The sequence below is a fragment of the Pauljensenia sp. OF14-1SRA genome (genome assembly GCF_027694595.1).
Taxonomy (GTDB): Bacteria; Actinomycetota; Actinomycetes; order Actinomycetales; family Actinomycetaceae; genus Pauljensenia; species Pauljensenia turicensis_B.
The window spans coordinates 170559-185448 of sequence record NZ_JAQEVQ010000001.1 but is presented as its reverse complement, the minus strand read 5'-3'; the positions used below and the strand labels follow the sequence as shown (position 1 = coordinate 185448).

Annotated in this window: 12 protein-coding genes; 4 read left to right on the top strand and 8 right to left on the bottom strand. The window is 57.0% G+C overall.

Translation table 11 applies throughout. The features are described 5' to 3' along the window. From cydB to PG731_RS00805, 4 genes are all read left to right on the top strand, one after another. The gene (cydB, locus tag PG731_RS00820) at positions 1-1122 is read left to right on the top strand and encodes a cytochrome d ubiquinol oxidase subunit II (RefSeq protein ID WP_101627265.1); all 1122 of its coding nucleotides are present in this window, start codon (positions 1-3) and stop codon (positions 1120-1122) included. 187 nt (positions 1123-1309) lie between these two features. Further along, on the top strand, positions 1310-3190 hold the full coding sequence (cydD, locus tag PG731_RS00815) for a thiol reductant ABC exporter subunit CydD (protein WP_270771514.1): 1881 nt from the start codon (positions 1310-1312) through the stop codon (positions 3188-3190). Next, positions 3190-4947: a thiol reductant ABC exporter subunit CydC gene (cydC, locus tag PG731_RS00810; RefSeq protein ID WP_270771513.1), complete on the top strand. Its 1758-nt coding sequence runs from the start codon at positions 3190-3192 to the stop codon at positions 4945-4947. Before cydD ends, cydC begins: the two co-directional genes overlap by 1 nt. After that, on the top strand, positions 4947-6590 hold the full coding sequence (locus PG731_RS00805) for a sensor histidine kinase (RefSeq protein ID WP_270771512.1): 1644 nt from the start codon (positions 4947-4949) through the stop codon (positions 6588-6590). Before cydC ends, PG731_RS00805 begins: the two co-directional genes overlap by 1 nt. 78 nt (positions 6591-6668) lie before the next feature. Here the strand turns inward: PG731_RS00805 and PG731_RS00800 are convergent, their stop codons facing one another. The 8 genes from PG731_RS00800 to PG731_RS00765 form a co-directional block, all read right to left on the bottom strand. Next, complete coding sequence (locus PG731_RS00800; protein ID WP_040318714.1) at positions 6669-7283, bottom strand: response regulator; 615 nt, start codon at positions 7281-7283, stop codon at positions 6669-6671. Between the two features lie 141 nt (positions 7284-7424). After that, a complete protein-coding gene (rnc, locus tag PG731_RS00795; RefSeq protein WP_270771510.1) occupies positions 7425-8153 on the bottom strand; it encodes a ribonuclease III in 729 nt (242 codons plus the stop codon). Positions 8154-8230: 77 nt separating this feature from the next. Then, positions 8231-8779, bottom strand: coding sequence for a YceD family protein (locus PG731_RS00790; RefSeq protein ID WP_270771509.1), 549 nt, complete (start codon positions 8777-8779; stop codon positions 8231-8233). Then, entirely contained in the window at positions 8772-9488 is a 717-nt protein-coding gene (locus tag PG731_RS00785; RefSeq protein WP_101627278.1) for a hypothetical protein, read from the bottom strand. The genes PG731_RS00790 and PG731_RS00785 overlap by 8 nt, the downstream gene beginning before the upstream one ends. Before the next feature lie 27 nt (positions 9489-9515). Next, a complete protein-coding gene (gene coaD / locus PG731_RS00780) occupies positions 9516-9998 on the bottom strand; it encodes a pantetheine-phosphate adenylyltransferase (RefSeq protein ID WP_270771507.1) in 483 nt (160 codons plus the stop codon). Between the two features lie 82 nt (positions 9999-10080). Beyond that, on the bottom strand, positions 10081-10683 hold the full coding sequence (gene rsmD, locus PG731_RS00775) for a 16S rRNA (guanine(966)-N(2))-methyltransferase RsmD (protein WP_101627280.1): 603 nt from the start codon (positions 10681-10683) through the stop codon (positions 10081-10083). Between the two features lie 63 nt (positions 10684-10746). After that, on the bottom strand, positions 10747-12903 hold the full coding sequence (locus PG731_RS00770; RefSeq protein WP_270771506.1) for an ATP-dependent DNA helicase RecG: 2157 nt from the start codon (positions 12901-12903) through the stop codon (positions 10747-10749). Beyond that, positions 12900-14567, bottom strand: coding sequence for a DAK2 domain-containing protein (locus tag PG731_RS00765; RefSeq protein ID WP_270771504.1), 1668 nt, complete (start codon positions 14565-14567; stop codon positions 12900-12902). The genes PG731_RS00770 and PG731_RS00765 overlap by 4 nt, the downstream gene beginning before the upstream one ends. Positions 14568-14890: the final 323 nt, after the last annotated feature.

Genomic DNA, 14890 nt, shown 5'->3' with positions numbered 1-14890 from the left:
ATGACACTTTCAATCCTCTGGTTCATCCTCATCGCTGTTCTTTGGACCGGCTACCTGTTCCTCGAAGGCTTTGACTTCGGCGTCGGCATCCTGCTGAAAGTTATCGGCAAGAACGACGAAGAACGCACGCAGATGCTGCGCACCATTGGTCCCCACTGGGACGGCAACGAGGTTTGGCTACTCACCGCCGGTGGCGCCACCTTCGCAGCATTCCCAGAGTGGTACGCCACGATGTTCTCGGGCATGTACCTTGCCCTGTTCCTCATTCTCTTCTGCCTGATCCTGCGCATCTCCGCTCTTGAGTGGCGCGCAAAGATCGCAACGGCAAAGTGGCGTAGCGCGTGGGACACTATCCACACCGTGACCGCTGTCCTGGTTCCCGTTTTGTTCGGTGTTGCATTCGCAAACCTCGTTCAGGGCATGAAGATCGAGGTCGTCGATGAGTTGACCGGCGTTGTTGTCGCACCCGATATGGTCACTAATTCGCTTGCAACCGCAACGCACCAGCTGACCGGTGGCTTCTTCTCACTGCTCACCCCGTTCACTATCCTCGGTGGCGTCGCAATCCTGGCCGTCTGCACGGCAGTCGGTGCCCAGTTCCTGGCGCTCAAGACCGAAGGCGATGTGCGTGAGCGCGCAAACGGCCTGGCAGCTCCCCTGTCGATCGCAGCAACCGTCGTTGCCGCAATCTTCCTGATCTGGGGTCAGTTCGCTTACTCGGCTAACGTCCTGGCATGGATCCCATTGCTCGTCGCAGCACTCGCGATCATTGCCTCGACCGCATTCAGCCAGAAGGCACTGCGTCGCGAAGGTCTGTCCTTCATCCTGATGGCTGTCGCAATCGCTTCGACCGTCACCTGGGTCTTCTCGGCAATGGCTCCGGCCGTCATGAAGTCCTCGATCGACCCGGCATACTCGCTTTTGATCGACCAGGCATCGTCCTCACCGGCAACCCTGGTTGTCATGTCGATCGTTGCTCTGATCTTCACGCCGATCGTCCTTATCTACACGGCATGGTCCTACTGGGCCTTCCGCAAGCGCGTGTCGGTTAGCGACGTCGATCAGAACCCCGGCTTGATTCCCTCCAAGATCCGTCTTGGTGAGAACTTCCTTGCTGGCTGATCTTTAAACACTTCGGTGGCCCGGTGCGTCAGTGCCGGGCCACCGTTGTGTTTCACCACGATTGCAGTGCCACATTCACCAACGTCTGGATACCGGTCTTTCGTACCTCGATTCACCCCGCCTTCCAGCCGTGTCCGCACTGTTTTTCAGTTACCGATTCCCCCAGAAATTACGGCAAAATAGTTCAATGCGACCTTTTGATCCACGGCTTTTGAAATACGCGCGTTCTGCACGAAAACCCATCATTATTACGGGGCTCATCGGCACGCTGATTGCCATTGCCGTGATCACTCAGTCCCTACTGATCTCGGCAGCGCTCTCCCCCGTGATCACCGGCAACGCTCGCCTTAGTGACGTTGCAGGTTTCGTTGTTGCGCTGGTGATCGTGATCATTATTCGTGGGTTGCTTGTTGGGTTGCGCGATTCGCTCGGTCAGCGCGCTGCAGACAGTGCCATCCGAGATCTTCGTTGCGAGGTTTTGCATGCGACCGAAGAACTCGGTCCCCGCTGGCGTGCAGTTCACGGCGCCGACACGACAACGCTTTTGACGCGTGGCTTAGATGATCTGGGCCCCTACTTCGTAAAGTTCCTTCCTCAGCTTGTTCTGACGATGACGGCAACTCCTTTGGCTTTGGCTATCATGCTCTATTTGGACGCATGGTCGGGCGTCATCGCGCTCTTCGTCATTCCGTTGATTCCAGTTTTCATGGCGTTGATCGGTCGTTTTACTCAGGATTCGTCGAAGGCGAAGCTGGTCGCAATGGAGCGTCTGGGCTCGCAGCTTCTTGACCTCATGGCGGGCTTGCCTACCCTGCGCAGTCTGGGTCGCGAGAATGGACCTCGTGCGCACCTTGAAGCCCTGGGCAAAGAGAACACGCGCACCACAATGGCAACCCTGCGCGTCGCGTTCCTGTCGGGTGCAGCCCTTGAATTCCTTTCCACCCTGTCGGTTGCTCTTGTTGCCGTCGAGGTCGGTATGCGCCTTGTCGCCGGCAACGTCACCCTGTTTACCGGCCTCGCCGTCATCATGTTGGCCCCCGAAGTCTTCGAACCGCTTCGTCAGGTTGGCGCGCAATTCCACGCTTCCGCGAACGGTGTGGCCGCCGCACAAAGCGCCTTCGAGATCATCGAAACTGAGCGCCCGCAGGCTTCGCGTACCGTTTCGCACCTCGTTTCTTCCCCCAGTAACGAGGCCACGCTCACCACTTCAACTTCTTCCCCCAATTCAGGGGCGGATGGGGACAGCACTTCACCTGTTTCTTTGCCCCCGATTTCATCATGCACGATTGAGCTGGAAAACCTGAGCGTGGCGGCTCGCGGTACATGGGCTCCTCACAATCTTTCAGCTTCGATTCAGCCGGGACAGCTGACCGTTCTTGAAGGTGCGTCAGGGGCCGGTAAGTCGACAACTGTTCTGACGATTCTGAACCTGCTGACTCCGACAAAGGGGAGCGTTGTCCTTGCTCCTCTTGACGGGGCTACACCGTCCTGCGACGTTAGCGACTGCGATGCAAACTCGTGGTGGAAACAAATCACGTGGGTTCCTCAGGCTCCGACGATCCTTCCCGGCACGCTCCTTGAAAACATGGCGCTGAAAACCGTGACAAGCGGCCTCGTCGAAGCCGCGCAAGCAACAGGTTTCCACACCATTGTTGAAGCAATGCCCGATGGTTGGGATTCAAAGGTTGGCGTGGGTGGCATTGGCTTGTCAGTTGGGCAGCGCCAGCGTCTTGCACTGACGCGCGCACTGGTGAATGACTCACCGCTGGTGATCCTCGACGAGCCGACAGCGCATCTTGATGCCGTCAGCGAAGAAGAGATCACGCGGGCTATTCGAGCTCTTAAATCACAGGGGAAAACGGTTCTGGTTATCGCACACCGCCAGGCACTAAAGACGATTGCCGATCTGGTCATCCTGGTTGAAAGCGCACCCGCTACCATCCAAGATATCGAAGAGTATCCGCAACTTGGGATCAATGACTGGGCACAGACCAGCGTCGATGTTGATCTGCCAGGAATCTTGACGGTCAGTGCGACCGATACCGACCCAGAAAAGGCGGTGAACTGATGCTGTTCATTACTCGCGAAGAAAAGCGTGCTCTGAAACGAGTCTTCCCCCTCGTCGAGGTCGATACCAAAGCATTCCTCTTCTCTGTTCTGCTTGCTTCCGGTGCTCTTGGTGCCGCTATTGCCCTTGGTGCGACTGCTGCTTGGCTGATCGCTAGGGCATCAGAGCACCCACCGGTTTTGTTCCTGACCGTCGCTGCCGTTGGCGTACGCACATTCGGCGTATCGCGCGCACTCCTGAGATACGCGGGCCGTTTGGCCAGCCATCGCGTTGCTTTGCGTGGCATGGACGCCCTGCGCCAGAACCTCTATCGCCGCCTCGCGCACAATCCCATCGACCGCTTGACCGCGATGAAGCGCGGTGATCTGCTTGCTCGTACGGGCGCAGACGTGGATGATTTGGGCGATCTGGTTGTCAAGACCCTGCTCCCCACCTGCATGGCAGCAATCGTTGGAATCTGTACGGTCATTGGTCTTGGACTCATTTCCATTCCCGCTGCGCTACTGGTTGCGCTCTGTCTTTTGGTATCGGGGGTCGGAGCCCCCTTACTGTCGATGCACGCTGCACGAATCGCTCAAATTGATACGCTTCGCGCGCGCACTGATCTGTCGACACAGATTCTGACCGTCATGGAGGGAACCTCTGAACTCCAGGTGTCCGGCGAACTTGAGACGTTTAGAGCATCGATTGATGAGACCGAAGAAAAGCTCGTTGAAGCCTCACACCGCAGTGCGCGGATGGCTGCTCTAGCTTCCGGGATCGACCGAGCAGCAATGGGAGCAGCCGTTATCGCCGCACTGCTGATCGGCATTCCTCAAACAACAGGTGGCATGATTACCGGCCTGCTTCTCGCAGTCCTTGTTCTCACTCCCCTGTCCTCGTTTGAGGGAACCGCTGAACTAGCCCCCGCAGGCGTCCAGCTGGTCAAGTCCGCGACCGCGGCAGTCCGTATTGACGAGATGCTCGGCGAATCCACCGAAGTAGCTACCCACCCCGTTGTGCACACTGACGTTCCGTCACTTGCCGCCACGAACCTGACGATCGGATGGCCAAGCGGCCCCAGCCTCGTCGATTCGATCGATCTGGAATTGCACCCGGGCAAATCCATCGCGATCGTGGGCGAGTCGGGTATCGGTAAGACGACGCTCGCGCTGACTTTGGCTGGCATGATTCCGCCGAAGGCTGGATCTGCGCAGGTGAACGGCGTGGACGCATGGGAAGCCGACCGCGTACAACTCACCAAGATCGTCAATGTCACGACCGAAGACGCGCATATCTTCGCCACATCCGTCTTAGAAAACCTGCGAGTCGCCAACGGTGAGCTCAGCGAAGAGAGTGCAATCGCTCTACTTGAACGCGTTGGATTGGCCAGCTGGCTTGCAGCACTGCCCGATGGGATCCACACCATGATCGGTTCAGATGGCACGACAGTGTCCGGCGGTGAACGTCGACGCCTGCTCATCGCACGAGGCCTCGCTTCACCCGCTCCCCTGCTACTCCTCGATGAGGCCGGCGAGCACTTGGATGCGTCGACAGCTGACGCGCTCATTTCCGACCTGCTCTCGGATCCGACGCGTGGCATCCTGCTCATCTCGCATCGCCTGAGCGCCCTCGAAAACGCCGACGAGATCCTGTTCTTCGGACGATCAGGCGGCGAAAGAACCCAAGCAGAATTGATTGCGCGAGGCACACACGCCGACCTTCTTGAAACATCTCAGGCCTACCGTTGGGCTGTCGGCCAGGAAGAGGAAAACTAATGCCATGGGGTTCAGAACACGCCCTGGTGAAGGCCGCCCTTGACCTCACCAGCACGCTCGACCTGCGCAAGGCCCTGACCAGCTTCGTCGACCAAGCCTGCAAGCTCACCCGCGCACCATACGGCGCCCTGATCGTCCTTGACACATGGGGCGAAGCATCCCAGCTGATCGAACACACCAGCGAAGCACTGCCACATTCACCTTCAATGCCAGAAGAACTGATCAGCCAGATCCCCGCTACCGGTCACCTACTGATCAACGACATGAGCGAATGCGAGGACATTCCTCCGGCATCAATCACCAGTTTCCTGGGCGTATCCGTGCTGATCAACGAGCAGGTGTATGGACGCCTCTTCCTGACCGATAAGAACGGCGGATTCACAGCCTCTGACGCCGATGTTTTGTCAATGCTTGCTCCCGCCGCGGGCGTCGCAGTGGAAAACGCTCACCTGTACGCGGACTCGCGTCGAACAGAACGCTGGATTTCCGCTTCCCAGCAGCTGACAACCACGATGCTTGAAGGCACCGACGAAGAAGAAGCCCTTGAGCTGATCGCACAGACCGTGCGAGAGGTTTCACGTGCAGATACGGCAATCATCGTTCTGCCTTCCGTTGGTGACACCTGGGCTGCCGAAATCATTGACGGCTACCTGGCTGATACTCTTCTCGGCGTTGTCTTCCCACCCGAGGGGCGCGCGATGAGCGTGCTCCACGAAGGAACGGGCATGATCGTCGACTCCATGGCGCGGGCGCAAACCATGCGTCTTCCTCAGCTTGCAGCCTTCGGACCGGCGCTCTACGCGCCCCTCCGTTCGCGAGGTAACTCCGCTGGCATCCTGATCCTGCTTCGTCGCATCGGACAGCCAGAATTTGATCTGTCCGAATTGTCTTTGGCTGAATCACTCGCATCTCAAGCCGCCTTGGCACTGGAGCTCGCCTCCGCCAAGCACGCTGAAGACATGGCCACACTGCTCGACGAGCGAGATCGTATCGGACGCGACCTGCACGATTTCGCGATCCAACAGCTGTTCGCCACCGGCATGCAACTGGATGCCGCCAAGGTGGAAGTAGAAAGCGGACACCCGAATCCTGAGGCCATTACTGCCACACTGGACCGTGCTCTAGCCTCCATCGACGAGGCCGTACGCCAAATCCGAGCAATCGTCCACAACCTACGTGAACCCGACAAATCAGTGGCACTGGTGGAACGTATTCGACGCGAAGCATCACTGACACGTTCCTTCCTTGGTTTTGCCCCATCCCTGTTGATCACACTGGATGGTCACGCGATTAACGAAGTCGCAGACGACGAACAGCTGATGATCGAAACCATCGACAATCGCATCGGCCCCGACTTGGGAGATGACATTGTCGCCATCGTGCGCGAAGGCCTATCCAATATCGCACGCCATGCACATGCCACCGCGGGCTCGGTGACCGTTGACGTCATGGGAACGGGAGAAAACGGGCACGTCACCGTTTCAATCGCCGACGACGGACGAGGCATCGACCCGAACCACACCAGAAACTCTGGCCTGTCCAACATGTCCGAGCGCGCCCGCATCCGTGGTGGGAGCTTCGAACAGGGAATCGGAATCGGAGGCCTCGGCGCCAGGATCACCTTCCGCGCTCCGCTAGCCTAAGTTCCAACTTCATACAGGTCGGGGCGCAGTTCGTACGAACTGCGCCCCGGCCTCGTAGCCAGTAGAAAGAACGAAGCTTTAGTTCCTCCACGCGGCCGCACGCTGGCCAGCGACCCACGCTGCCACCTGAGTGCGACGTTGCAAGCCCATCTTCGACAGAAGCGACGTGATGTGGTTCTTCACGGTCTTTTCTGCAACGCCCAGCTTCTCACCGATCTCACGGTTCGACAGACCATCGCCAATCAGTTCCAAAACCTTGCGCTCTGACGGAGTCAGGTCAGCGGTCGGATCATCATGGTCAGCGCGACGACGCGTGATCGTGCGCTCGTCCAGCAGAATACGACCAGCAGCAACGGCCTTAATCACGTCCGTGATTTCTGCACCGCGCACGGTCTTCAACACGTAAGCGTGCGCACCAGCTTCAAGAGATTCAGCCAAAGCCTCATCATCGTCGAACGAGGTAAGCACGATCGGCAGAATCTCCGGATGCGAAACCGCAAGCTGCTTCAGAATATCGATACCCGTACCATCGGGAAGCTGAAGATCAACCAGAACAACGTCTGGGCGAACCAGATCTGCGCGACGCACGGCGTCAGCGACGCTACCTGCTTCAGCAACGACCTCAAGGGCATCATCGCGATCAATAATCTCAGCAATACCGCGTCGAACGATCTCATGATCGTCGATGATCATGACGCGAGTAATCTTGGCATTCTTGGGGTTTTCAGTCACAGTCATATCCTAGACAAGTCCTAGATCCTATATCGAGCGGTCGGGCAAGAAGTCGCAAAGAACCGGTTAAATTGCGATGATTCTTCATTCTTTGGCCACCTCTTAGTCACCAAGGCGAGAGTAAAGAAGCTCCATAGCCTGTTGCGCAACCGCACTCTCGGAGTGCTTCTTCGACGATGCGCTGGCAACAGCCAACGGTTCTTCAACATTCGACGCGAAGACGGTCGCAGTGAAAGAACGGTTATGATCCGGGCCCGAACCTTCAACCTCATAGCGAATTTCGCCAAGGTTATGCGCCTTCGCATATTCGACAAGCAAGGTTTTCCAGTCATGATGGGATCCTCGTACCTCGGCCTGGCTCAGCAGGAACTCAAGATTGGCCAGCACAACGGCTCGCGTGTGCTCCATACCGTGCGTCAGATACGTCGCCCCGATCAGCGCCTCGAACGTGTCGGAAAGGATCGAATCCTTGTCACTGCCACCAGAAGCGGCCTCTCCTCTGCCGAGGAAAATAAAATCCCCAAGCCCAATACGACGAGCAGCCTGCGCCAGCGGAGTTTGCGAAACCGTGGAAGCGCGCATCTGCGACAAAGATGACTCCGCGACATCCGGGTAGTCGTGGAACAAACGATCCGCGGTCGTTACTGACAGAACCGCGTCCCCTAAGAACTCGAGGCGTTCATTATTCGGCAACCCCCCGGCTTCGTTCGCATATGAACGATGAGTCAGGGCAAGGAGCAGAAGGTCAGGATCGATACTCGATCCCCAACGTTCCATGAGCTGGTCGTAGTCCGTGTTGGCGGGAACTGGGAGTTTCTTCTTATGCGACATACGTCCGTCTTCAACTTCTGTTCGTACAATTGTGCAGTGAGGAGCCACCCTAGCGTGCTTGGGCACCGATAGTAGTCCTAGTTGTCTTTGGCCTGATCCAAAAAACAAGCAAGAGAAGCTAAACGCGGATCCACCTGGAAGTGCTCATGATCTTCAGGGAGCTCATCCCACTTCTGTCCGCACACGTCACACAAGCCTCCACAATCAGGCCGACACAGTGGACGATCATCCACCAGCGTCACGATCGAATCGCGAATCATCGGCTCCAGATCGATCGTGTCACGCTGACCAATCAAGCGAACGTCATCGGCTTCGTCGTCCTCCTCTGTAGCCACGGGAGCCGTTTCAAAGAAGACATCCGACGTATCAATGTCATGGTGAACACTGACCGGATCCAGACAGCGCACGCAGTCGCCCACTAGGTCAACACTGGTGGTCAAGCGAACCAATACGCCATCATCAACGCTGGTCAGATCAACCCCAAAATCTAAAGGAGTGCCCGGTTCAACCCCCATTGACGGAGTCCTCAAATCATCGGGCGCAACCCAATGCAGATCCTCGTGACGGAAAGAACCAATCTGACGCGACAGTGTCACCAACGAGATGACAAGAGGAGGCTCACTCATTGTCGAGATCAATGTCAGTCACGTCGATGCCCTGGCGCTCCGCGATGGCACGACGACCGGCCTCAGTGCGACGCTGCAGATCCGCCAACATACCCGACAGCTCAGCTAGCGACTTCGCAACATAGTCGTCAGCGCCCAGACGCAGTTCTTCTTCCTGCTTACGAGCCTGACCAACAATCTCACGACCACGATCTTCGGCCATACGAGTAATGTTCTCGCTGGAAACCAGACGCTTCGCTTGCTCGTTAGCGTCGACCAGAATCGCTTCAGCTTCAGAGCGAGCCTGATTTACGGAAGCCTCAGCTTCTTCGTTCGCACGAGCAACCGTGCGTTCAGCCTGTTCGTTCGCAGAATCGACGATGTGCTTCGCCTTTTCTTCGGCTTCGTCCAGAGTTGACTGAGCACGAGAATTAGCTTCAGCAATAGTCGTTTCGGCAGCGGTATCTGCGCGCCCTAAAACGGCATCGGCGTCAGCAACAACAGCGTCGGCAGCAACCAAATCTTCCGGCAACGCTTCACGTGCTTGGTCAAGAAGATCCAGGATCTCCGCACGGTTCAGCATGATCATTGCCGAAAGCGGAACAGCGCGGGCCTCTTCGACGAGCGCTTCAATCTGATCGAGAGCAGCAATGACGGTCGACGGTCCGTAAACCGTGTTCTCATCCCACGTCTCGTTTTCGCTGGGTTCAGGCGTTACGGGATCCGACATTGTGTCCTCCAGATCGTTGAAGCGGTCTCAGTGACCTTTCTTTGCTCTATTTTGCGCTACAAACGGCTCAATTTCGTTCGGAACATACCGAGAAACACTTAATCCCAGGTCAAGAAGTTCACGAACCATTGACGAGGACACCAACAACAGCTCTGGTCGGGATGGGATAAACAGAGTTTCCACCCCTCCAAGGTCACGATTCACCGCGGCCTGGGCAAGCTCGGTATCAACATCGCTTGCCCTACGAACGCCCTTAACGATGAAAGAAACATCGTTCGACTTCGCGCAGTCAATCAACGTCCCTTCCATTTTCACGGTGCGCACGTTCCCCAGTTGACCCACGACAGCGTTCACCATGTCGACACGCTTGTCCTGATCGAACATGTATTTCTTCTTAGGGTTTATGCCCACCGCAACAACTAGTTCGTCGGCGAAGGAGGCAGCGCGGGTGATGATATCGGCGTGGCCGATGGTGATGGGATCAAATGATCCCGCAAAAAGAACTCGCATTGTCGTCCTGTTCTAGTAAGTCGAGGATATTGAAGTCGATAGTATCCCCCAAGCCTTGCCGGGTGGGATTAACGACGATTGCTCAATGAACTGACCTGAGATCCAAGTCGGTCTCTACTTCGGCTTTCACGGGCGGACCGGCAAACCATGCGACGGTCTCACCCCACGTCCGCTGATCTTCCTTCACAAGGAAATCCGGCCACAAAGGCTCTGGTGACCTGCTGGAACGCTCAACAACGACAAGCGCATCCGGGGTGATCCACGATCCAAGACGTGAAAGCACCTCCGCCACCTCTTCTTCGCTCACGTCATAGGGAGGATCAAGCAACACAAGATCAAACTCTCCACTGAGCGTCTCAAAATCACGCGCCCCCAAGAAGGTGGCCGCCGAGGCGGTATGAACCCGCGCTTTCAGACCGGTTGCGCGGATGTTGTGAGCAATGATTCGCGCTGCCGGTGCCGATTTTTCAACCAAGTCCACGCGCGAGGCACCTCGTGACGCGGCCTCTAACCCCAATGCTCCCGAACCGGCATAAAGGTCAAGAACCAGACAGTCTTCAACCACGTTCATATGTTCCAGGCGAGAAAACAGCGCCTCGCGGACGCGTTCCGATGTTGGACGCGTCCCCTTCGCGGGAACTTTCAGCACGCGACCTTTGGCTGAGCCTGCAACGATTCGAGTCATGACCCATAGTCTATCGGGCGAAGCAAAACGCCAGGATCGCAGGGATCACCACGGTAGCACCCTTTAGCTCATCGAAATCCAAGCAAGAGAATCAGCCGACAAGCGCCTCAAAGCACACGCTAACTCCGGATGATTCATCAGCTGCGGATCCTCTTCGATAATCCGCAGTGCATCGCTGCGAGCGTGGGAAATAATCCGTTCGTCACGTCGAACAGAAAGGAAACGCAGGTGCGAACTGCGACCGGACTGCCCGGCTCCCAACACATCTCCCTCACGACGGAGCTGAACATCTTTTTCTGCGAGCTCAAAACCGTCCGTCGTTGATGCAAATGCTTCAAGACGCTCCATCGAGTCCGGATTCAAATCGCTACGATGAACCGCCATCGTCACGGATGGCGTCGACGAACGGCCGACGCGGCCTCGTAACTGATGCAACTGCGCCAAGCCGAACTGTTGGGCGTCAACGATCACCATCATCGTCGCACTCTTGACGTCCACGCCCACTTCGATGACGGTCGTAGAAACCAAAATCGGCGATTCTCCGGATGCGAAACGCTCCATGATCTGGGTTTTTTCCGCTGGCGGAGTGCGGCCCGTCAACGTTTCAATCCGGTGCGCTCCGAGAGCGGGAAGACGGCGCAGGGTTTGACTGACCTTTTCGACCGACGCAAGCGGGGGGCGATTCGCTCCTTCTCCTTCAGCGTCGGTGACCTCATCCGTTTCGTCGATACGCGGACAGACAACGTAGACACGCCCACCGCGCTCAATCTCTTCATGCGCTCGAGTCCACAAGCGCTCCATCCACACCGAATTCGCGCTATCAACAAGGAACGTCTGCACCGGCGTACGACCGGCAGGCATCCCCGCCATGCGTGTCTCTTCCAGATCACCGAACACCGTCATCGCGACCGTACGAGGAATCGGAGTCGCCGTCATCACCAGCTGGTGCGCGCTACGCCCCCCGCTGCTGGTGCGCAATGTATCGCGCTGTTCAACGCCGAAACGATGCTGTTCATCCACAATAACAACGCCGAGGTCTTTGAAAGCAACACTGTCAGAGAACAAAGCGTGAGTCCCCACTACGATCAGTGGCTCCCCCGCTTCAATGAGCGCGCTCATTTCGCGACGCGCCCCAGGCGGTGTCGAACCGGTCAACAGACGAATATCAACTGGTTTCCCATCGACCATGACCCCCTGCGCTAACGCGCGCATCGACTCAAGATGCTGTCCGGCCAGCACTTCAGTCGGCACCACCAGTGCACCCTGGTGTCCAGCGTCAACCGCCGCAATCAATGCCGCGAGCGCAACAACGGTCTTCCCTGAACCCACATCTCCTTGGAGGAGTCGTTGCATGGGGACGGTCTGGTTCATGTCGGCGTCAATTTCTTTGAGCGCGCGTGATTGGGCGTCGGTCAGAGTGAAGGGAAGCGATGCAATGAATTCACTGACTGCGTGCGATGAGGTGAGCGGACAAGCAGGCGCAACTAGAGAGCGTTCCCCGTAGCGTCGCCTGGCCAGGATGCATTGAAGGGTGAAAGCTTCCTCGAACGCGAATGTGGTTTTCGCCTGTTTGTAGTCGTCGTCGGTAGATGGCTGGTGGAGCATCCTCAAAGCCGTGGCGCGATTGGGTAGTTTTCGTTGTTCTCGGATGTCGGCCGGGATCACATCGTCAATCGATTCATCGTCCAGAGAATCGAGAATCATGGTGATACTGCGTGCCATGATCCAGCTGGTGATCCCCCCACTTGTCGGGTAGATCGGGATGGGCCGTTGGGAGCGTTCTTCTGCTGAGTCGCTGGCGTCATCCATTCCTTCGAAGCTGGGGTGTACCAGTGAAAGGTTACCGCGGTAGGATCCGACTTTTCCGGCGAAAAGGAATGAGGCTCCGGGTTTCAAGAGGCGCTGATGGACGGCAAGTTTGTATTCATTGTGCGCGAAGAAGGTCGCGTTCATCGTGGTAATGCCGTCGGTCAGTTGTACTTCGAGGCGAACGCCCTGACGGCTTCGGTTTGCAACGAGGTTTGCTCGTGCAACTTGGGCGAGGATCGTTACATCTTCGCCTTCGTGCAACATCGACATCGGGGTCAGTGCGCCCCAGTGGTAGTAGCGACGAGGCGCACAAAGAAGCAGGTCTTCAACGGTTTCAAACCCTGCTTTTGCGAGTTTGCGCGCGGTTGGCGCAGGGAGGCGAAGAGAAAGTGGGGTATCGAGTTCGCTCATGCCCACATACCCGCTATGAGGCTTCGACCCGCTTGTCCCCCGTCGATCACATCAATGTCATCGAGGAGAGAGTCAGCGTGCATCACCAGTTGCCGGACCAGTCCAACCAAATCCGGACCGTCGTGTGCGGACAGGAGCAGGCGGAACTGCGTGGGGTTCCTGCGTGCAATGTCGGCGACCACTTGCGAAATAGCAAGATCATCGTCCGAGTCGAGCGAATAGGTCACCTGGTTTTCAAGCGCTTGGCTCGCCCCTTGGGTGAGCAGGCGTTCCATTGTTGGCCCCACTGTGTGCCCGCCGGGTTGCGGAACGAAGTAGCCGGCGCATGTGTGCGCGACGTAGAACGCTGACAGTTCATCGTTCGACTGCGCCACCACAATGATGGAGTCGGTTGACGAGGTGGCGTCTGCAGGCTCGGGGTCAAACAGGGATTGGGGGGCGTTCAGACGAGAGGCAAGCATAGTGCCAAGTGTTGAAGACTCATCGTCGCACGGCACGAACAGACTGACGCCCGTCGATGAGGACGTGGCAATCTCCATGATTCCCGCCCCGTCTTCGGCGCTGGGATTGTATAGAACGATTGCACCTGTTCTGGCGACATCTTCAATCAATCCGGGAGCTCGGGTGCATACAAGGACTCGGGCGCGTTCGACTCGTCGCATGGGTCGCCGTTCGAGAAGGCGAACACCGCGGTGGGTAATGCCTTCTTCGGCGAGCTCGTCGACGCCGAGCATCTCATCTGGACGCGCGTCAGCGACTTGGAATCTGATAAGGCGTCCAGTCTTGGGGCGTACTGAAAGAGGGGCGGACGTGTCGATGTGTAGGCGCCACATTCCTACGCCGAATGGGTCAAGCATTCCAACGCAGGAAAGGCGTGCTCCCATGAGCTCAATGGAAGTAAAAAAGTGGTCTGCGTCTATTGCAGTCGCCTGCCAGACGATATCGACACTGAATGCGCGGTTCGGGGCGGGAACGTTCTGACTGGGGATATCACCGTTGTTTTCCGCTAATTCGCTGAGCATATGAGCCAGCGACTCGAGTACTGATGTTTGTCCTGAAACAACCGAGTCAAAGCAGGCGAAGAGGATGGTCAGGACGGATGCGCCTGCGTCGATACGCCCTGTTCTCTCATTTGTGGCGCCAATCAGGCCTTCTTGAGCTGCGAGTGAGTACCACGAAACCAGGTATTCGTTTGATTCAATCGTGTCGCCCAAATCAGTGGCGGCGGTTCTGGCTGTATCCAAGACCGTCACGATCGCATTCGACAGGTGGGTTCGACGCAAAACGTCAGTGACATGGGAATCGGATTGGATCGCATTTGGTGCACACAGCATGCGACGAAGCTGAATCGGCGTGATCTGACCTGGACCATTGAGGGCCTTGGACCATGCGGAAAGAACAGCAGTAATGATGACGCCAATATGCCCTTGGGCAAGGACGATGCCAGCGTCAACACCGGCTTCAAGCCCGGAAGCAAACGACGAAACCGGATCTAGACGTTCGACGGCGCTTGCCATGGAGGCCAGCGTATGTGCAGCGTTCGTGCCAGTATCGCAGTCTGAGCCGTCCCACCCGTCGAGGTCGTTCAGGAACTGAGCAAGCGTGGCAGATTCATTTGCTGCCACTCGCAACAGGGAGGCGACAGTCCCAGCATTCAGTTCCACTCTTGCTCCATCCGTTTAGCTTTGCGTTCATTATCGTTCAGGGATCAGCGTTCGGCGCGCCAGACACATCTCAGCCCGACAATCGTTGCATTTTTATCGCTTCGTATTCCACGGCTCACGCTGAGCTTCTTGATCGCATTTCTAGGTGAGAACGAACCACATGTAGAAACCAAACTGCGCGCTAGGATTCTGCAAGCGTTGCTCTGGCCTTCAACCCGCTACGCACACTGCCACGAGCCGCACACAATCCGCGATCTATCAACGAATGTGGGCTACCTGACAGCCCACAAAGGGTGCAAAACTTGGAGTTGAAGGCGTTAATC